At 63.9% G+C, this 20285-nt stretch carries 14 protein-coding genes; 6 read left to right on the top strand and 8 right to left on the bottom strand.

The window, feature by feature from the left end:
• Positions 1–70 precede the first annotated feature (70 nt).
• The 4 genes from ACZ1I2_RS11110 (at position 71) to ACZ1I2_RS11095 (ending at position 7508) form a co-directional block, all read left to right on the top strand.
• Complete coding sequence (locus ACZ1I2_RS11110; RefSeq protein ID WP_465169635.1) at positions 71–1045, top strand: LysR family transcriptional regulator; 975 nt, start codon at positions 71–73, stop codon at positions 1043–1045.
• 124 nt (positions 1046–1169) lie between these two features.
• Positions 1170–2309 (top strand): aminotransferase class I/II-fold pyridoxal phosphate-dependent enzyme, encoded by a 1140-nt coding sequence (locus ACZ1I2_RS11105; RefSeq protein ID WP_465174102.1) that lies wholly within the window; start codon positions 1170–1172, stop codon positions 2307–2309.
• 8 nt (positions 2310–2317) lie between these two features.
• A complete protein-coding gene (locus tag ACZ1I2_RS11100; RefSeq protein ID WP_465169637.1) occupies positions 2318–3901 on the top strand; it encodes a serine hydrolase in 1584 nt (527 codons plus the stop codon).
• A 214-nt stretch (positions 3902–4115) separates the two neighbouring features.
• Positions 4116–7508, top strand: coding sequence for an indolepyruvate ferredoxin oxidoreductase family protein (locus tag ACZ1I2_RS11095; RefSeq protein ID WP_465169638.1), 3393 nt, complete (start codon positions 4116–4118; stop codon positions 7506–7508).
• Between the two features lie 358 nt (positions 7509–7866).
• On the opposite strand, the gene tdh is transcribed toward ACZ1I2_RS11095, so the two are convergent.
• The 7 genes from tdh to ACZ1I2_RS11060 form a co-directional block, all read right to left on the bottom strand.
• Positions 7867–8934 (bottom strand): L-threonine 3-dehydrogenase, encoded by a 1068-nt coding sequence (gene tdh, locus ACZ1I2_RS11090; RefSeq protein ID WP_465173961.1) that lies wholly within the window; start codon positions 8932–8934, stop codon positions 7867–7869.
• A 2-nt stretch (positions 8935–8936) separates the two neighbouring features.
• Entirely contained in the window at positions 8937–10148 is a 1212-nt protein-coding gene (locus ACZ1I2_RS11085; protein ID WP_465169639.1) for a glycine C-acetyltransferase, read from the bottom strand.
• 79 nt (positions 10149–10227) lie between these two features.
• Positions 10228–10791 carry a helix-turn-helix domain-containing protein gene (locus ACZ1I2_RS11080; protein WP_465169640.1) on the bottom strand — a complete coding sequence of 188 codons (564 nt, stop codon included), beginning with the start codon at positions 10789–10791 and terminating at the stop codon, positions 10228–10230.
• Positions 10792–11264: 473 nt separating this feature from the next.
• Positions 11265–11888 carry a peptidoglycan-binding protein gene (locus ACZ1I2_RS11075; RefSeq protein WP_465169641.1) on the bottom strand — a complete coding sequence of 208 codons (624 nt, stop codon included), beginning with the start codon at positions 11886–11888 and terminating at the stop codon, positions 11265–11267.
• Complete coding sequence (gene hxsC, locus ACZ1I2_RS11070) at positions 11885–12970, bottom strand: His-Xaa-Ser system radical SAM maturase HxsC (RefSeq protein WP_465169642.1); 1086 nt, start codon at positions 12968–12970, stop codon at positions 11885–11887. The genes ACZ1I2_RS11075 and hxsC overlap by 4 nt, the downstream gene beginning before the upstream one ends.
• Positions 12967–14325: a His-Xaa-Ser system radical SAM maturase HxsB gene (hxsB, locus tag ACZ1I2_RS11065; RefSeq protein ID WP_465181641.1), complete on the bottom strand. Its 1359-nt coding sequence runs from the start codon at positions 14323–14325 to the stop codon at positions 12967–12969. Before hxsB ends, hxsC begins: the two co-directional genes overlap by 4 nt.
• A 50-nt stretch (positions 14326–14375) precedes the next feature.
• Positions 14376–14624, bottom strand: a complete 249-nt coding sequence (locus ACZ1I2_RS11060) for a hypothetical protein (protein ID WP_465169644.1) — start codon at positions 14622–14624, stop codon at positions 14376–14378.
• A gap of 243 nt (positions 14625–14867) precedes the next feature.
• On the opposite strand from ACZ1I2_RS11060, the gene ACZ1I2_RS11055 reads away from it, so the two are divergent.
• Both ACZ1I2_RS11055 and ACZ1I2_RS11050 read left to right on the top strand, forming a co-directional pair.
• Entirely contained in the window at positions 14868–15458 is a 591-nt protein-coding gene (locus ACZ1I2_RS11055) for a hypothetical protein (protein ID WP_465174103.1), read from the top strand.
• Positions 15459–16294: 836 nt separating this feature from the next.
• Positions 16295–17227 (top strand): hypothetical protein, encoded by a 933-nt coding sequence (locus ACZ1I2_RS11050; RefSeq protein WP_465169646.1) that lies wholly within the window; start codon positions 16295–16297, stop codon positions 17225–17227.
• Between the two features lie 290 nt (positions 17228–17517).
• On the opposite strand, the gene bamA is transcribed toward ACZ1I2_RS11050, so the two are convergent.
• Positions 17518–20283 (bottom strand): outer membrane protein assembly factor BamA, encoded by a 2766-nt coding sequence (bamA, locus tag ACZ1I2_RS11045; RefSeq protein WP_465169647.1) that lies wholly within the window; start codon positions 20281–20283, stop codon positions 17518–17520.
• Positions 20284–20285 lie beyond the last annotated feature (2 nt).

Below are 20285 nucleotides of genomic sequence, written 5' to 3'. Positions count from 1 at the left end.
TCGCACGACCTTCCGTCGTCGGCCCCATGTGGGTTGTTGCGAAATGCGGGCGTATGGGTAGGTTCGGACGATGATACCCCGCGAAGACTCGAAGGCGGATGCCCACCGTCTCGACGCTCAATTGCTGTCGGACCTTTGGGTATTTCGCGCGGCAGGTCGCTTCGGCTCGATTACGGCTGCAGCTCGGCAGCTGGGCGTTACCCAGGGGGCCGTGAGCCAGCGCGTGCTGCGGCTCGAGGCCCGCCTGAACACGCCCCTATTCATTCGCAACAAGAGCCGCATCTCGCTTACCGATGCGGGGGAGCTGCTGATGAATTCGATGACGAATGTCGCCAGGGAGCTGAATGACAGCATCAGCCGCATCTACCAGCATCAGCGCGGTGCGATCGTTCTGAGCTGTGTGCCCTCGCTCGCGACCGAATGGCTGGTTGCCCATCTTGAGAGTTTCTATCGCGAGCATCCCGGCATCGAGATTTTCCTGCGTTCCGAATTCGTGCTGTGGACCTCGGAGCGGCTCGACGACGAGGGGGTCGACCTGGTTATCGATTACACCGGGGAGACCGCGGAGAGCATGCACGAGTTAGCCGCCGTGCGCGAATTGCTCTTCCCGGTTTGCTCGCGGGCCTATCTTGAGCGCCTTCAGTCGGACGATCCGCCGCCCATCGTCCTTCTACACGACGACGTGCCGTGCGCTGGCGAAGCGCCCAATCTCGAATGGAGCGACTGGCGCCGCATCGTGAATACGACATGGCCTGACGCGCCGGTGATCGATCGCCACTTCAACCTCTCGATCCTCGCTTACCATGCGGCGATGTGCGACCAGGGTATCGCCATGGGCCGCGCCGCAATCGTTCAGCGCCTTGTGCAACGCGGCGAGCTCGTGCCCGCCGCCCCATATGCGCCAGTGCCTGGTCCGAGCTATCGCATCGTGACCCATCGGCCTGGCGACGCACGTTCCCCGGTGCGGCAATTCGCCGCCTGGTGGGCCAGAACGATGGCGGAGACGCAATCTCAGATGCTCGCGCTCGTCGCGCCCGGAAACTGAGCTCGATCCATCGCGCTGGCTAATGGGTCGTAGAGTTTTCCGGGATGGCCAACAGATCCCTCCCATGGTGCCTTGGTGCGCTCGCCGCTTTCGGTGACGCCTGAAGTGCCGCGAGGATAGCCAGTTGAACTCTCGAATCGAACCCTTTCATGCGATCGCGATCAGTCAGCTTGCCCATAAGCTTCGACTTGAGGGCCGCTCGATCATCCACATGGAATTCGGCCAACCTTCAACCGGTGCGCCAGCCAAAGCGATAGCGATAGCCCGGCAGATCCTGGAAAGCGATCCGATGGGCTATTGGGAAAGCATTCCTCTCAAGGAACGTATCTCCCAGCATTACAACGAGAGGTATGGCCTGGAGGTCGCCCCGGGCCGAATCGTGCTGACGTGCGGCGCCTCGCCTGCGCTCGTCCTCGCGTTGAGCACGGCGTTTGTGCCCGGTGACCGCGTGGCCCTGGCCCGGCCCGGCTATGTCGCGTATCGTAACTGCCTGCGCGCGTTGCACATGGACGAGATCGAACTTGAGTGCAGCGCCCCCGAGAGGTTTCAGATCAGCGCTGCCGCCATCGCCGCGATTGATCCTGCCCCTCGCGGCGTGATCATCGCGAGCCCCGCCAATCCGACCGGCACGATCATCGCACCGGACGAACTCGCCGCTATCGCCAGCGTTTGCTCGGAACGGGATATCCGCATTATTTCCGACGAAATCTATCACGGGCTCAGCTACGCCGCGCCGGCACAGAGCATGCTGCAGCATTCCCAGGACGCCATCATCATCAATAGCTTCTCCAAATATTTCAGCATGGCCGGGTGGCGGTTGGGCTGGATGGTCGCTCCCGCCGACATGGTCGAGGAAGCCCGCAAGCGGATGGGGAACATGTTCCTCACGCCGCCGTCGCTCAGCCAGCATGCTGCCCTCGCCGCTTTCGACTGCAGGGAGGAACTGGACGGCCATGTAGAGACGTATCGCCGCAACCGGGCGTTGCTGCTGGAAAACTTGCCCGCGCTGGGATTGGGCGAGATTGCCCCGCCCGACGGCGCCTTCTACATCTATGCCTCGGTCGCGCATCTCACAGGAGACAGCCTTGCCTTCTGTAAGAAAATGCTGACCGAGACCGGCGTCGCAGCAGCCCCCGGGCTCGACTTCGATCCGGAGCGCGGGGGCGAGTTCATCCGGTTCAGCTTCGCGGTGTCGACCGAGTTGGTGCAGGAAGCGATCGAGCGGCTCCGCGCCTGGCTGCCGCAACAGGCGCAGCTAGCATGAGGGACCCCGTGCAGATCAGCCGCCGCGCGCTTGTGAAAGGGGCCTCACTTGGCACTCTCGCGGCGATCGCACCGTCAACCGGAAGTGCCGCGTCACCGGCGCTTGACGCACTCGACAGCACGGTCACCCGCTTCATGGCCGCCTTCGACATCCCAGGCGTCGCAGTCGCAATCGTGCAGGCGGGTCGCGACCCGATACTGCGGCCCTATGGTGTGCGAAAGCTGGGGGCGCCTGCCCGGGTCGACGTGCACACCCAGTTCGCCATCGCCTCGAACAGCAAGGCGTTTCTGAGTGCCAGCCTTGCGCTGCTGGTGGATCAGAAGAAACTGTCATGGGACGACAGGGTCACGCAGCACGTCCCCGAGTTTAGAATGTATGATCACACCGTAACGACGCTGATGACCGTGCGCGACCTGCTGGTGCACAATAGCGGGCTGCCGCTCGGCGCGGGCGATCTGATGCAGGTGCCGCCGACCGATCACAGCGCCGCGGACATGCTGGCGGCACTGCCGCATTTCAAGCCGGCGTCGCCATTTCGGTCCGCCTATGCCTATGACAATATCCTCTACATCGTCGCGGGCATCGTGCTGCAACGCGTGTCCGGCCTCAGCTGGGACGATTATGTCGCCAGACGGATTTTCGCGCCGCTAGGCATGGATGACGCGGTGACCAATACCAGCCTGATGACGGGCCCGAACATCGCTGCCCGGCACGCCAGGCTTGGCCCGCCGACGCGCGGACTCGGCACTATCGAGGTTGTGCCTCCGTCGGAGTCGCCGGTCATCGGACCGGCAGGCGGAATCGGTCTGAGCGTGGCCGGGGCCGTGCCCTGGCTGCAGGTCCAGCTTGGCAAGGGAGCGATACCGGGCGGCGTTCGCTTGTGGAGCGAAGCGCAGGCGAGGGAAATGTGGACGCCGCGCACGATCATCTCGAGCGGCCCGGGGCCAGGCGCCGATCACCCCGAGCGGACGGTTCTGTCGGCCTACGCCCTCGGTTGGGGCGTTGCCGACTATCGCGGTTGCCGGATGCTGTCGCACTCGGGCGGGCTCGCCGGGCAAGTGACGCGGACGACGTTACTGCCCGATCAGGGCATCGCCTTCGTGGTCTATACCAATTGCGAGGACAGCGATGCGGTCTCGGCCCTTCGCTACGCCATCATGGACCTGCTGCTGGCCGCACCGGCGCATGACTGGCTGGCTAACGCCCGCAGCACCCGCGCCGAACAGCTGAAGCAGGTCGCGGCCCTGCTCGGAAATGGCGACTTCAAAGCGCCGGCCGGCGGACCGAGCCGCCCCCTCGACCTTTATGCCGGTCGATACCGGGACCCGTGGTATGGGGACATTGTGATCGCGCGGAGAGGAGCGAACCTCTTCATCGATTTTACGCGTACACCCGCCCTCAAAAGTGCGCTAGAGCCCTTTGGTCCAGACTGCTTCCGCACGCGGTTCAAGCGCGGCGCCGGGGAAGACGCAGTGATCTGTTTCGACATGACGCGCGGAGACATGGGAGGCGTCACGCTCAGAGCTCTTTCTCCGCTCGCCGACTTCAGCTTCGACTATCACGATCTCAGGCTGAAGCGCGTTTCGAACTGACAGCGCGCCCACGCGGTTCGTCCCGCTGATCGCGCAGCGTCCATGTACCTTCGTGGATAGCGTGCCGAACCCGCCGCCCTCGGCGGGCCGCGTAACGGCTCAATTCCCGGCCTCATGGCCCCATTACGAATTGGTGGTTTGAAATGCGCGTCGGAGCAGAAATACGGGTGCGATCGACGATCCCGACTCCCTGCACAAGAGGCACGCGTGCACCATGCCCACCGATACGATAAGCCTGAAGGATCGGTACCGGGTCGATGCCCGTCGCGCGTTGATCAGCGGTTCGCAAGCGCTTGTGCGCCTGCCGATCGTGCAACGCGACATGGATCGCCGCGCCGGTCTCAACACCGCTGGCTATATCAGCGGCTATCGCGGATCGCCGCTGGGCGGATATGACGACGCCTTGTGGAAGGCTGGCGATGAGCTGGCCGCGAGCGACATCGTCTTTCATCCCGGGGTGAACGAGGATCTGGCGCTGACCGCGGTTGCCGGAACCCAGCAGATCGATTTCATGCCCGGCAAGAAGGTCGATGGCGTCTTTGCTCTTTGGTACGGCAAGGGCCCGGGAGTCGATCGCTCCGGCGATGCGATCAAGCATGCCAATCTGCAAGGCGTATCGCCGCTGGGTGGCGTGGTGCTGATCTATGGCGACGACCATAATGGAAAATCGTCGACCACGGCGCACCAAAGCGACCTGACCCTCGCCAGCTGGGGCGTGCCGACCCTCTATCCGAGCAGCGTCGCCGAAATCCTGGAAATGGGGCTCGCTGCGATCGCGATGTCACGCTACTCGGGGCTTCTGGTCGGGCTGAAGCTCGTCAACGAGACCGCAGAGGCAACGGAAGCGATCGACCTGCCGACCCCCATGCCGTTCATCGTTCCGGACGCGCCCGAGGTTGAAGGGGGTGTCCACATCCGGCCGGAAGTCATGGCGACGCAACGGCAGGATGCACGGCTGGTACGCCACAAGCTGCCCATGGCTGCTACCTTCGCGAGAGCCAACGCGCTCGACCGTATGGCGTTTGGTGCCTTGCAGCCTGAATTGTTGATCGCAACGGCGGGCAAGGCCTTCCCGGATGTCATCGCAGCTCTCGCCCTGCTCGGCGTGGATGACGGGGCAGCAGAACGACTTGGGATCGGGGTCTACAAGATTGCCCTGATCTACCCGCTCGATCCGGCTGGCCTGCAAGATGCAGCTACCCGGGCGCGCGAAATCTTCTTCGTCGAGGAAAAGCGGCCCCATGCCGAAGCTCAGGCGATCATTCAGTTCTACGCGAAGGACAACCGCCCGCGGATCACGGGCAAGCGGGCACCGGACGGCAGCGCCCTGCTGCCCGAGGATATGCCGCTCGACCCCACAAGCGTGGCACTGGCGCTCGGCGCACGCATCGAGGCCATGATGGATCAGGTCGCCCGGCATGCCCCGCACTTCGCCGCGTCTCTGGCAGCGGTTCGTGCACGTGCACAGAGCGCGGGCGCGTCGCTGCCAGTTGCTGCACGGCGCCCGGCCTTTTGCCCCGGTTGCCCCCACAATCTGTCGACCAAGGTTCCCGAAGGCTCGTTCGGTGCGACCGGTATCGGTTGCCACTCGATGGTGATGTTCCATCCGGAACGTAATCCGATCCCGATGGGTCATATGGGCGCCGAAGGCGCGAACTGGATCGGCCTGTCGACCTTCATGGACATGCCGCATATTTTCCAGAATCTCGGCGACGGAACCTATAACCATTCAGGCTCGCTTGCCATTCGCGCTGCCGTGCGTGCCGGGACAACGATCACCTACAAGATCCTGTTCAACGACGCGGTGGCGATGACCGGCGGGCAGCCAGTCGAAGGCGACCTCACGGTGGGCCGGATCGTGCAGCAGGTCCGGGCAGAGGGCGTAGAGCGGGTGGTCGTTCTGTCTGAGGACCCGGGGCGGTTTAGCGACGAGCCGCTGCCGCATGGGACCGAATTGCGGCATCGCGACGAGCTTGACCTCGTCCAGAAGGCGCTGCGGGAACTTCCGGGCGTCACCGTGCTGATCTATGATCAGGTTTGCGCTGCCGAAAAACGCCGGCGTCGAAAGATCAACGCGTTTCCCGACCCCGATCGGCGGACGTTCATCAATGCGCTGGTCTGCGAAGGCTGTGGCGATTGCTCGACTGCGTCGAACTGCCTGGCGATCCAGCCGCTCGAGACCGAACTCGGCCGCAAACGCAGGATCGATCAGTCCGCCTGCAACAAGGACTTTTCTTGTGTCGCGGGCTTCTGCCCCTCTTTCGTGACGGTCGAGGGCGGCAGCCTCCGCAAGGCGGCACCCAAGCTTGCGCAGGTCGACCTCCCATTGCCCGAACCCGACTTCCGTGTGCCAGCGGAGGCGTTCGACATGATCATCGCCGGCATCGGCGGGACCGGCGTGGTCACGATCGGAGCTGTGCTGGGGATGGCGGCGCAGATCGAGGGCCTTCACGCCAATCTGTTCGACATGACGGGACTCAGCCAGAAAGGTGGCGCTGTGTTCAGCCACGTCCGGCTGCGCCGTGACGAGTCGTGCGTCGTGTCGGCCAGGATCGGCCCTGGTCAGGCCGATCTCGTTCTCGGTTGCGACCTGATCGCCGCAGTGCATCCCGAAGTGCTTTCCACAATCGCTGAGGGAACACCGGTGATCGGCAACAGCGACACCAGCGCCACCGCCAATTTTCAGGCCAACCGCGATTCTGCGATCGATCCGGCGACGTTGCTGGCGCCTCTCGCCACGGCCTCCGGCCTGAGTCCCAACACCTTGCATGCCAGCCAGCTGGCCACGCGCCTGTTCGGCGACGCGATCGGATCAAATATGATCCTGCTTGGCTTTGCCTGGCAGCAGGGCCGGATCCCGTTGCCGCGTGCGGCGATCATCAAGGCGATCGAGCTGAACAATCGCGCCGTCGCGGCCAATATCATCGCCTTTGACGCGGGCCGGCGTGCGGCGCTTGAAGCGGCGGATGTCGCGCCACCGCCGGAAACGCTCGATAGCTTCATCGGGCGCCGCAGCGACGATCTCGCACTCTACTGGAACCACAGCTACGCTCGGCGCTACGGCGACCTGATGGTTCAGGTACGTAGCGCCAGCGCCGGTGTCTCCGGCGGCGAGGCCTTTGCCTGGGCGGTAGCCCGTTCGGCATACAAGCTGATGGCGTATAAGGACGAGTATGAAGTCGCGCGCCTCTACGCGGATGGCCGCTTCCGCGCGGCACTGGAGAGTGAGTTCGACAGCCCGCGCGCGGTTAAGGTGCATCTCGCGCCGCCGATCCTCTCCGGCATCGATCCACGCACAGGCCATCCACGCAAGCGGACCTTTGGTCCTTGGATTTTCCCGGCTTTGGGCCTCCTGGCCAGGCTAAAACCATTGCGCGAGACCGTGCTCGACCCCTTTGGCCGAACCACAGAACGCCGCCTGGAACGCGACCTGCGGGACGCCTATCTGACAGCGATCGAGCAGCTTTCCTGGCGGTTGTCGGCCGACTCTCTGGACGACGCGTTGCGCGTCGCGAGTGCGCCGCTCGCCGTGCGGGGATTCGGGCATATCAAGATGCCGGCAGCGGCGGCGCTTCTCGCTGAGCTGCAACGTATAGCCGCAAACTGAGCCGATCAGCCCGGGATCCGCACTTCCCGTCTTGCCTCCGGTTCGGAAATCCGTCGGCGCAGTCACGCGGAGGCTCCGGCACCTGCGCGGCTCGAGCAAATAACGGTCGGCCGTGCCGCTCGCGCGCGTCAAAGCCTTCGGCGTCATCGTGAGCGTCACGTTCTCCAGTGGAAAAGGCGTGACGGGCTTTCCTCCACCAAGTAAGCGCGCCAATGCAATTGCGGCCACCGCTTGCATCGCCGCCGAGATTAGGGCTGCTGCATGTGCACGCTGCGCTGAGTGAAACCGATCCCGAGAATTCGGAGTGCCGGCCACGATCCAACTGCAGGGCGCATACAACGCCACAAGCCACTCGACCTCACCAACTCAACACGACCTTGCCGGCCCCTCCGGAGCGCATCGCGTCGAAACCGGCCTGGAAACTACGCGCCTCGAGGCGATGGGTGATCAACGGCTCAAGGTCCAGGCCGTTGCGGAGCAGGCCCAGCATCTTACGCCAGGTCTCGAACATCTCTCGTCCATAGACCCCGCGGATGGTGATCGCTTTCAAGATGATGTCTGCCCACCGAACATCGATCTCCTTGCCCGGAATACCAAGCAGCGCGAGTTTGCCACCCATGACGAGCGCGTCGATCGCCTGTCGAATTGCGGACGTCGCACCGGACATCTCCAGCGCCACGCCAAAACCATCCGTAATGCCTTCCTGAGCCATCACGTCGCGCAAATCCTCCCGGCCGATGTTCACCGGCCGAACATCGGCGAGTCTTGTCGCGAGATTCAGGCGAAAGTCGTTTACGTCAGTAAGAACGACCGACCGCGCTCCAGCCCGGCGAGCGACCGCCGCAGCCATGATCCCGATCGGCCCCGCACCGGTGACGAGCACATCCTCGCCCAGTAGATCGAACTGCTGCGCGGTGTGCACCGCGTTACCGAATGGATCGAGCAACGCCCCGACATCCAGGCTTACCTCGTCTGGCAGCGACACGACGTTGAAGGCCGGAATGCACAGATACTCCGCAAAGGCTCCTTGGCGATTGACGCCGACACCGCGCGTATTGGGGTCGAGATGGAAACGCCCCGCGCGGGCAGCGACGGAGTCTGGGTCGATGACATGGCCTTCGCCCGATACCCGCTGGCCGACGCGCAGCGGCCGGGTGACGGCGCGTCCGATTTCGACGATCTCCCCGGCAAATTCGTGGCCGAAGATCATTGGTACCGGTACGGTGCGGGCCGCCCACTCATCCCAATTGTAGATATGGATGTCGGTACCGCAGATCGCTGTGCGGCGGACCCTGATCAGCACTTCATCCGCGGCGGGCGAAGGGATCGGCGCGCGCGTCGCCCATACACCTTCTCTCGCCTCGAGCTTGGCGAGGCCGAACATGGTTGTATCGACAGCGGCGTCCGGACAAAAGGTCGTGGCCATGGTCACTGGATAATTCCTTCCGCGCGGCCCGCCGCTGCAAAGGCGGAGATGGCTTCGCTGATATTATGGGGCGTATGGGCGGCAGACACCTGCGTCCGGACCCTCGCTTGCCCCTTCGGCACGACGGGGAACGAGAAGGCGGTCACGTACACGCCCTGGTTGAGTAGAGCCGCCGCCAGGCGTTCCGCTTTCACGGCATCGAACAGCATCACCGGAATGATCGGATGCTCACCGGGCAGGAGCTCGAAGCCGAGACCGGTGAGGCCTGCGCGAAACTGCCGGGCATTCTCCATCAGGCGCCGTCTTGCGACATCGCCTTCGGTTGATTTCGCGATCTCGATCGCGGCGAGGCTCGCCCCGCAAATTGCCGGCGCTAGCGCATTAGAGAACAGATAGGGCCTCGCCCGCTGCCGCAGCAGTTCCACGACTGACCGCCGCGCGGTAACATAGCCGCCCATTGCGCCGCCAAGTGCCTTTCCAAAGGTCCCAGTCAGGATATCGATCCTCCCCTCCACCCCGCGATAAGCAGCCGAGCCCCGCCCTTGGGGCCCGAGGAAGCCGGTTGCATGGCAATCGTCCACCAGCGTCAGCGCACCATGGCGCTCGGCGAGGTCTGTGATCGTAACGAGGTCAGCGATCGTACCGTCCATCGAGAATACGCCGTCAGTTGCAACCAATATCGACTGCGCCCCTTCGGATCGGGCCTTGATGAGCTGGCGCTCCAGATCAGCCATGTCATTGGTAGCGAAGCGATAGCGCTTCGCCCTGGACAGGCGCACGCCGTCGATGATCGACGCATGATTCAACGTGTCCGAGACGATCGCGTCCTTCTCGCCCAGCAATGGCTCGAATACGCCGCCATTGGCATCGAATGCAGCAGCGAAAAGGATTGCGTCTTCGAAGCCAAGATAGCCGGCAAGGGCCGCTTCCAGGTCTTTATGGATATCCTGCGTTCCGCAGATGAACCGGACCGAAGCGAGGCCCGCGCCCCACTTCGCGGTTGCGTCCTGCATCGCCGCAATCACACGCCTATCTGCCGCCAGGCCCATATAATTGTTGGAGCACAGATTGAGCACCTCCCGCGGGCCCGAGCGCGTCGCCACCCGTACGGTGGCGCCTTGAGGCGATGATAAGATGCGTTCAGTCTTGGTGAGGCCGGCTTCAGCGATCGCACCGAGTTCGGCACCTATCCGGTCGTAAAATCCGAGATCCATCGAGCTTTCCTTCACAAGATGACGGATGATTACGATATGGCGGAACCATTATCCAATATAATGGAATTAGGAATTCTCTCTAACCTATTACGACCAGTAATGCTCTGGCGTCGGCCCTCCCGACATTGCGGATGGCGTGCTCGACATCCGCCGGATAACGAGCCGTTGAGCCTGCTGATACCACGCTCCGCTGGTCGCCCGCGGCGACTTCCATCTCCCCATCCAATACCGTCAGGTGCTCGCGCATGCCCTTTGCATGCGGTGCGGACACCAAAGCCCCACCAGGCAAGAAACGCAATTCGTACCATTCGACGGAGCCTGCACGATCGGCGGGGCTGAGGATGCGCAGCAAGCACAATTCGTCGTCCGTCCGGATCTGGGGCGTGAAGGACGCGGTAGCGACGTCGATCGCAACGCGCGGAACCGACTGGCGACCGCCAATCAGTTCCGAGATATCGATTTTGAGGGCCTCTGCCAGCATCCACACCGTCGAGAGCGTGGGATTGGTCTCACCTCGCTCGACCTGGGAAAGCATCGAACGCGACACTCCGGAAAGCTTGGCCAGTTGCTCGAGCGTCAGGCTCTCCTGTTTGCGCAGCCGTTGGATCTCTGGCCCGATCTGCGGTGCGCCTGGTTCGGCCAATTCAGTTCCCTTACACTTGGTCAAGATTCCGGAGGTTCGAGCCTGTCGAAACGACATCCGCTTGCTATACTCAGCGGTCCCAAAACCTGACCGGCTTGCCCGCCATGAGCAGCGTTGAGCCCTTCAGGTCCGTACTACGACGTAGTTGGCGTGATCAACCGCCCTGCGAGCCATCGACGGCACCGGCGCGCAACACTGATGCTCACACTGCATACCAAGGCCTGGGCCGCGTAGTCGGGCAATACACTCCGAAGTTCGAGGAAGAAGGAACTTATATGCAGTCGAGACGCCATCCACGCTGAGCGGCCGCTACCGCTGCCGTCACCGGCGCCCTGGCGTTCGCGGACCAGGCGGTCGACACTATGAGACGCTGCACGCAAGGCCTGCCCTTCTGGCAATGACCCCGGCCGCCGTCGAGGAATAGCACGTACTGCGACCTGGTAGAGTTGCGGCAGATCGCCGCCCGGCTGGACTCAGTTGCTCGACACCATCAATGCGTCGAGGGCCTCGGGCGTTATCGTCCCGGTGACCGCCAGCGACCTGCTCGCCTGGAACCGGCGAAGCGACGAGCGCAATGCCGGCCCGACGATCCCGTCGATCCGTCCATTATAGAAGCCTTGCGCGAGCAGGGCGATCTGGACCCGGCGGACGATCGCTGCAAAGCGCTTGGTCCGCCCGGACAGCGTCGAGGTAGCGGGTTCCGCGGGTGCCGTCGCCCGCTCGGACAGTGCGACGAGCGGCTGCGGCGCCGGATCAGGCGTCGGGCTCGGCGTTGGCCTCGGTGCCGGCGGCGTGTAGGCGGGGGCGGTATAGCTCGAATCGCCGTAACCGCCGCCCGTGCTCGAGCGGTGGCTGGTATGGCTGTAATGCCCGCCGCCATAGCCCGACCGGTGGCTCGAATGGCTTGAGTGGCTGCTATGGCTGCGATGCTGGGCGAGGATCATCAGGTGATCCTGGCCGAACACACGAAACAGGGTGCCCTTGTTGGGATCATCGACACCCGTGGTCGTTGCGCTGATGAACGCGGCGTTGGCGGCATCCTGCGTGCCGAAGCCAGCGGCCAGCATGCTCGAGATCAGGAAACGGGTTCGCTTCATAGTGGCGATACTCCGGCAAGCGCGTCAGCATCGGGGTGCCATTCGAAAAAACCACTGCACGCATCGCGTTCACGGCAGGATTCACACGCCGGCGTGAACTTGCGTTTCCAGTCCGAGATCGAGGCAATTGCCAGGTGGCGGTAGGACTGCGGCACGGTGCATCTCGGGAAGTTGAACAGTTGCGCGTCCATGCCGTGCAGGGCTGTCAGGTCGAGCGCTTGTGCGATCGGATCGAACCGGCTTGCGTGATTGACGAACAGCCTCCCCCAGCGGTTGCGTGCATAGCCGGTATTTTCCAGCTGCATGATCGACCAGACCTCGATGAAGCGAAGACGGACCGCGACGTGGCGGGCGAGCCCAGGCAGCGCATCGAGGTTGGTGGTGAGTAACACCGTCCGCAGCTCGATCCTCGCGCCGGCGAGCGCCAGAATCGCGAGGCTCTGCTGCAGGCGGACGAATGCGCCCGTCTTGCCGACGATTTCATCATGGAGCGCTGCGTCGGATGCATAAAGCGGGATGCCCCAGCTCACGCGCGCATAACGGGGGTCGCGCAGCCGCTCGATGTCGTCGTCCGCGAAATGCTGACCGTTGGTAAGCACGTGGAATTCGAGATCGGGCCGGGCGGCGAGAACCCGCTCGATCATACCGCATAACTGCTCCTTGTAGAGGGTCGGCTCGCCGCCAGTGATGCCGATCAGCGTGCCCGGCTCGGCGAGCAAGCAGGCCTGCTCGAAAAGGTCGAACCGGTCGACGTGCGTTTTCTTGGGCGGCTGCGAGCACATGACGCAAAGCTGGTCACAGCGTTCCGTTACCAGGAGCGTGTTGTGGGCGGACCCGCTGCGCAAAAGGCGCTCGGCGCGGCCTGTACCCGGCTGCACCAGGATGATATCGCCATCGAGGTCGGTGGCCGCGGCACCGTCGATCGCGACCAGGCCGTGCTTACCGGCATAGCAGGCGCCAAGTTCCTCGTGGTCGACCAGGACTGAATCCCACTCGACGAGCCCGGCACTCCTGTCCGACCGCAGCCGGGTGACGAACGGGCGGTCCGCCTCGGCAAGCGCTGCGAGACTGAGCGGGATCATAGGGCTGACACGCCGAGTTCCGACGGGGTGCCGGGGAGACGCAGCCAGCGGCTGAGCGAATGGCGCACCGCCGGGTCGTTCGAATAGATCAGCTCGAAGATGAAATCGAACAGGTGCAAGTGCCGCCGGCAGAAATCGGTCTCGGCGCGTGGCACGTCGATGCGGCCATAGCGTGCGATGTCGTCGACAAGGTCACGGCCGCAATAGGGCTGGTAGGCGCAGCGCTGGCAGGCCGGATCGAACTGGTTGGTCGCGTGGGCGTTCAGCAACGCCCGCTTTTCGGTGTCCCAACCCGAGGCGATATCGCCGATCGCGAGATCGATCACGCCCGACCGGGCCAGCATCCGCGCTTCGTCGGTAGGATAGACCGTGCCGTCATGGTCGACGACGATATAATCGGTGCCCATCGGGTTGGGGTTGCGCAGATCGACATGACGATCGCGCCCGGGCTGGAAGATCCGCCTGAGGCAGATACTGAGATACGTTTCCTCGAGCACGCGGCTCCGGTCCGCCCAGTTGCGCTCGATGATCCGGCGGACGAAGTGTTCATAATAATCGCGCCAGGCGGCGTCCTGTTCGCGCGAGTCCCGGTGGCGCTTCCTGGCGAAGCCCTGGAAATTGATCGGTCGCAGGAACAGGCTGTCGAGGCCGCGGCTTGCATAGCTGTCGATCAGGTCGTCGATCGCGGGCGGTGAAAGCGGATTGATCGTCGGCAAAGCCGACACCTTTTCGGGCCCATAGCGCGCGATGACGGCGTCGAGGTTCCGGAGGAACTGACTGGTCTCCGCGGCATCGCCGGTGCGGTTGTGGCCGTGCGTGGCGGCGTCGCCGTCAAGCGAGGTGCTGATATAGACGTCAGGCCGATCGAAGATCGCAAGGATCTCGTCGCTGAGCGCGTGCAGATTGGTGCAGATGACGAACTGACGCTTGGCGAAGCGCGCGCAACCGTCGATCACCGCGCGCAGCAGGTCGGGCCGCAACGTCGGTTCGCCGCCCTGGAATTCGATCTTGATGCGCTTGGTCGGCAGGGCGTCAAGCTGGCGAAGAACCGCGCCAAGCGTAGCGTCGCTCCAGTCATAGCCCTTCTGCGCAAGGCCTGCACGCGACACCTGGCAATAGGAGCAGCTGAGATTGCACCTGAGCGTCGGTACGAGGATGAGATAATCGAGCGGTCCCGGACGGGTCAGCCGCTCCGCCAGGCCGTAGGCGTGCGCGACATGGCCGAGCGCGTCCTCGTCGACGATCGCAAGGCCATGGCGTTCAAGGACATGAAGGTCTTCGCTCGACAATGCATCTTCGGCGAGCCGGTCGAGCAAGCCGTAGGAAACGGTGCAAAAGCCCCCTGTGTCGCTCACGAGGAGTGCCCGGTCGCCTCGCATAGGCGTGGCGCGGATCGGCAGGAAGGTCATTCTAGCAACCGCGCAAGCACGACGCTGCGCGCGACGGCGCCGCGCGCCAGCAGGCGCTCGTTGGCGAGCGCCGACTTCCAGATGAGGGCCAGCTCGCCGCCTCGCCTGACCGTCGAGGACAGGCTGACGGTTGTTCCCTCCAGCTCCAGTGTCACGTCGGGATAAAAAGCTCGAACCCAGCCTGAAGCAGTCTGCGACAAGGAAAGGCACTCGGGCCGCAGGTCGCATTGGATAGTATCAGGCATAAAGGCGCTCCTCCCAAAGCGCGGCAGATGACTAGACTAGGCCGCGCGTCTGCCCTCAACAAGAACGAATATTGAGCGCGTGCGAGAGATCAGACGATTGCGCGCATCGCCGGCGCGGCTAGACTGCTCGAATATTTCGGGAGGATGCGGGATGATCGAACAAGCGCGCGAGCGTGTGCGGCAATGGTGAAACCCTCGCCCCCTTCCGGCACCGGCCCGCAGCCGCCTGACAATGGCTGCACCATGACCGTCGTCATCATCGTGGTGATCGGCATCGCCTGGAGCCTTTCCCGTTGCTCGACGCCGACCGGCACGCAGAACAGCAGCGCGGCACCGACCGCGATGGCGCAAAGCCTGAGCGACGCAGTGAAGGCGCAGACGCCACCCCCCGTCCAGCCGCTCAGCCGAAAGAGCGTCAAGCGCGGCATGGCCCATGAGCGGCTCGCCTTTGCAGCGGAAGGCGTCTCCGGCGCGATGATATACAGCCAGAATTGCTATGATGCGCTCAGCCGCTCCTTTGGCTGGGGCAAGCTCGATATCTGCGGCGCCTTCGACATGCTTGCGGTCCAGTCGCTGCCGGAAACTGACGTGGCGGGGCTTGAGAAGGAAACCGCCTATTTCCAGAACGAAGTCGCGGCCGGACGCTATCTGGCCGCGGCGACAGGCGCAGGCGAAGCGGCGGACGAAGCCGACACCAGGCTTAGCGCTCTCCAAGCCAGGATCGGACCGCCCGCTGCGGCGGTCGATGTGACGGCGTCGGCCGCTACCGAGGAAAGCAGCGGCGGGCTGGAGGGAGCCGACGACACGATCGACAATCTCGACCCCAGCCAATAGCCAGCCACACCGGACCGCGGGCGGCCTAGCACGGAGCGCCGCTCACTTCCGCTGTTGGGAGTGGCCCAAACCACGCCGCCGCGAAGCGGCGTCCGCTTGCACCGACGGCGCAGCCGCCGCCAACCGCCAACAAAGGCTGGCACCCGGCAGAGCGGCGGGATCAGCGGCGTCGAACCGGGCTACCGTCGCGCCCTCCGCCGTGGGCTGGCGCCAGTCTGGTCTGACCGTAGCACGGGAGCCTCGTTTAATTCGACGGCTGGCACAAAGGCCTGTAGGAAAATTGACGGCCCGTGCGCACCACCTCAAATCGGCCCGACGGGCTCCCCGCCATCGCCGAGCGACGAAAGTGAGTCTTCGACACGTCGAGAATAGGTATTGTCGGGGCCCACGGCGGCTAAGAGCATTCTATACGCCGTCTCGTACCCTTCTGCCTCCAGGAAATCGTATCGCAATTTCCCGCATCGGCCAATGTGAGGTTGGATAACTACATTCTAGTGGCGAGTGGCAGCATGTCGAAGCGCTGCTCGAGAGCGGCGATTGGCATCGCTGTTTCGACGCGCATGCTCCTGCCGCGTTCTTCCCGATCGTGCCGCGCAAACCAGCAATCACCTCCCGCCGGACGACGTTCGCTTCCTTGCGTCCTTCGATACTTTCGGCCACGGCGTGGAGCGGATCATGAACATGCCCCCAGGTCAGTATAACGTGCTGCACACATTCCCGAACGAGAATGGCGGACGCCCTTTTTATTGCGCGGGCGGCGATGAGTTCGGGACTCTCACGGACGCAGAGATGAGCGAGACTGAGAGTTCATACGCGAGCGCGTCTGGACCAGAAACGTGACCGTCTCGGCTGCGGACCGCCGCCGTCTGGCGCTGGAGATCATCGCGACCCTGGTGAATATCAAACGGTCGGCGGCCGACCAGCTGCTACGCCGCGCCGGCGTTCCCGAAGACCTGATCAAGCGCTTCCTGAAGGACCGTGATCCCGCCACGAACGAGCGTCTTTCGAAGCGCGTGGCTGGCACGATGGTGCTCGACGTGCTGGCGCGGGACGGCGGTGACGAGGAAATCGTCTCCCGTCTCATCGCGATCGCGTCCGAGTGGGACGCTTACCATCTAGCCGCCGACGAATATGTCGCGCGTGGCACCGTGCAAAAGGCCCGCGAGGTCAAAGGCCATATGCTCGAGCAGGATGCGCAAGAGCGAGAGGTCGCCGCCGCGCGCGCGCGGCAGGCGGCAGAGGACGCAGCGACCGAAAAGTCGGCGCAGGTGAGACAGCAGAGTGCTCTGCTGCTCGGCCAGTTCGACCACGCCACCTCAAACGGGGAACCGCACGAACGCGGCTTCCTATTGCAGGACTTGCTCAATCGGCTTTTCGATTTGCACGATTTCCCGGTGACCAAGTCCTTTTTCCGCAACGACGGCGCCGAGCAGATCGATGGCGCGTTCGAAATGGACGGCTGGCACTATCTCGTCGAATGCCGATGGCGCCAAAAGCCGGCCGATACTCGCGATCTGGACGGGTTGATCGGTCAGGTGAACAGGTCGGGACGGCAGACCATGGGTTTGTTTCTGTCGATCAGCGGCTGGTCCGAGCACGTCGTGCCGATGCTCAGGCAGAATCCGTCAAAGGCCATCCTGCTGATGGAAGGATATGACCTTCGCGCAACGCTCGCGCGCGACGTCGACCTGAGATCCCTGTTGCGCGCAAAGCTGCGTGCGTTGAATGTGGATGCAGAGCCATTTCTCTCTGCCCGAGCCTGCCGCTGATCGCTGATGGGGCGGTCGAGCGCACCCCTGGCGGTGTCCGCCTCGGGTGAAACAATAGTCAACGCGGCCGTACGCCAGGCAATGCGCTGAGCCAACGACCCGAAGCGCGCGGCGGATAGCTCCCCGCGCGGCTGACACCGTTCCTGCCGAGGCGTTGAATACCGTTTCCGGGCTTCAATGACCTGCGCGACGATCGGGCAACGACCGCCAAGTGAGCGACACGCTTCCGATACCAGCCGGATGCTGCGCCGGCAGCCGATCACGTCGGCAGGATTGTGTCCCTATGTTGGTCACGATCGCGTCCCGCCGGACAAGTGAAAAGCGATCTCGGTCCACAAGCGTGGCGAGGGCGTGGCCTTAGCCTGAGCCGTAGTGACCGGGAGGCCGGCGCCTTTGGAACCGACGCCGATCAGGTTGGCGATTGCCATCGTGGTGCCGGACGCGGCGCCCCCGATCGAGACTGCGCGCTCTGGCGTCACGCGAGTGTCGAGCGTCATCGCATAGCCAGTCTTGCAAATCAGCGTGCCGGGCGGGATCGTGACGGAGATCGCCGGGATCAGGCGGGTTTCGTCGCCTAGCGTGCCGAGCGGCATCTCGAGGTCGGACCTTCCGAGATAGGTGAGATGGCCGCCGAACGCATGGTCGGCATAAGCGGTCGCGCCGCCGATCCGCGTGACCACGGCTTGGACACCGCCGCCGGATGCGTAGCGTTCAGCGCACCGCCCGGCCCCGGGATTGTCGGTGCTGCGGCGCCCGATCGCGCCACCACCGAAACCATAGGCGTCGCTGGTCGCGCCGCTGTCCGGTCCGTCACGATGCGCGAGCGCGGCAGCCTCGGCGCCGACCAGCAGCAGGAGCGCGTTATTGCCGCGCTCGTACCGGTCGCTCGATAGGGTCATGCGGGTGCCGAGCACCTCGCTGCCGGGCGCAGTGACGGCCTTGGCGCCATCGGCCGGCTTGACGAGGTCAACGTCGCAACCAGACAGGCCGGAGCCGCCGGATGACGGGCGGTCGCCGAGCACGGGCGCACCGGCAACGACCCGGAAACCGGCCGCTACCTGCGTGTAGATCGTCTGACACGCGTCACCGGTATAGCTGAATGCCCCATACTCGCGCCCGAACACATCGCCGCCGATCGCGATATTCTTGTCGAACAGATAGGGCTCGGTGAAGCCGAGCTCGGCGGACTTGGCGTAGACCGACCAGTTGATACTGGCGCGCAGTTCCTGGCCCTTGCCGCGGAAGTTGTGCTGCTTGACCGAAGCCCCGATGATGAACTTCTCGAGGCTCGAATAGCCAGCCGACAGCGACAACTCGCCGGCCGTTTTGTCTTCGAGGTCACCGGTCAGCACGACGCGGTCGGTCGAAGAACCTTGCGTCTTCCTGACCTCGAACTTCTCCTGGAAGAAGCCGAGCGAATTGATCCGGTCCTGCGAGCGCTTGACCTGGAAGCTGTTGAACGCGTCACCTTTCCGCGGGCCAACCGCGCGGCGGATCACCTTGCCCCGCGTCCGGGCGTTGCCGTTGATGTCGATCCGCTCGACATAAGCTTGCCTGCCGTCCGAGGTAGGTGAATTGTTCCCCATGGTCGGGGACTGACCGTTGCGATCGAGCTCGGGGTTCACCTCGGTGAAGGCATAGGCGAACAAGCCAGTCGGCTCTGCCCGATTGTCGATCGCGCCCTTGGCAGTGTCGTACCAAACGACGCGGTTGACCTGCGACGTGGTGGCAAACTTCATCGTGTCGTCGTTACCAAACTCGCTGTCGACGGCGGTGGCTCTGAAGTCACGGCGCTGACCTTCCTGCGCCACATAGGTGATGATGAAGTCCGTCTTGTCCGGGGTCAGTTCGGCCATCGCCGACGTGAAGCGGACATCGGTATAGCCCTGGGTCAGGTAGTATTGGCGCAGCATCTGCTGGTTATAGGCCACGCGGACACTGTCGAACCTTGCGGTCGCGTCGAGCAAGGTCACCAGGCGGCTCGGCCCGGTCGCCACATACCCGCGTAGCTTGCCCGACGAAGAGGCGCCGCCGCGCACGGTGTCGATCCTGCTGACCTTCGACTTGGCGCCCTCGGCGATCTCGTAGATCAGATCGACGCGGTTGTGATCGAGCGCGACGAACTTGGGTGAAACCGACGCCGCGAACCGCCCCCGACCACGATAGAGCTCGAGGATGCGCGCGACATCGCCGCGGACGGCGCTGCGGGTGAAGATCTGCCGCGGCGCAATCGCCACGACCTTGCCCAGGTCGTGTGCGCTCACGCGCCGGTTGCCCTCATAGACAACCCGGTTGATCACCGGGTTCTCACGAACGCGCACGACGATGTTGCCGGTGTCGCCGCCGCTGACCGTCACATCAGCAAACAGGTCGGTCGCATAGAGATCCCTGATCGCCTGATCGAGCAGTTCGTGCGTCGCATCCTGCCCAATCCCCAGCCGGGTATAAGCCAGCACCGTCTCGGGTTCGACGCGCTGCGTGCCTTCGACGCGCAGCGTATGGATGGTCCGCACGCTCAACGCGCGAACGACCTGATCGACCGGGATCGGACGGTGCACCGACGCGGGCGCGGCCTGCTGGACGGACTCCTGGTGGGCGCTGCCAAGAATGCTGACCGCGACCGGCACGCCGGCGAGCATCGTGCCGGCGAGCAGCAGCGCCATCGCCTTGCCGCCAAAGCGTGACGGGGCAAGCGCATGGCGAGCGATCTCATTCACCAGTCGGTTGGAATTACGGCGCTTCTTCGGGCGGTCGGTCACGGGGATCGACACTTCCTTGCCGTCGCGCACGATGATGACGGTTTCATTGTCGCCGTCGGACGATGGGCCGGAAGGCTGCCCAATTCTGAAGAGCAATAATTTGAGCGTTGGAACAAGCCGTTCGCCGACCTGCCTCACAGTATAGCGAAACCGTGCGAAGAACCCGTTATAACCGACTTTGTCGGTGAACCCGCCGGACGAAGCGCCTAACTGAAACCGGCGGCGACAGCGCAGTTCGATGTCGTAGAAAAATTGCCAGGCGCGAACATGAAGCGGCAACGGAAGAGCGTCGATCATAG

The sequence above is a fragment of the Sphingomonas sp. BL-S-29 genome (assembly GCF_055521495.1).
Note: the sequence above shows the minus strand (reverse complement) of the source record. Positions and strands in the feature narration are given on the sequence as shown.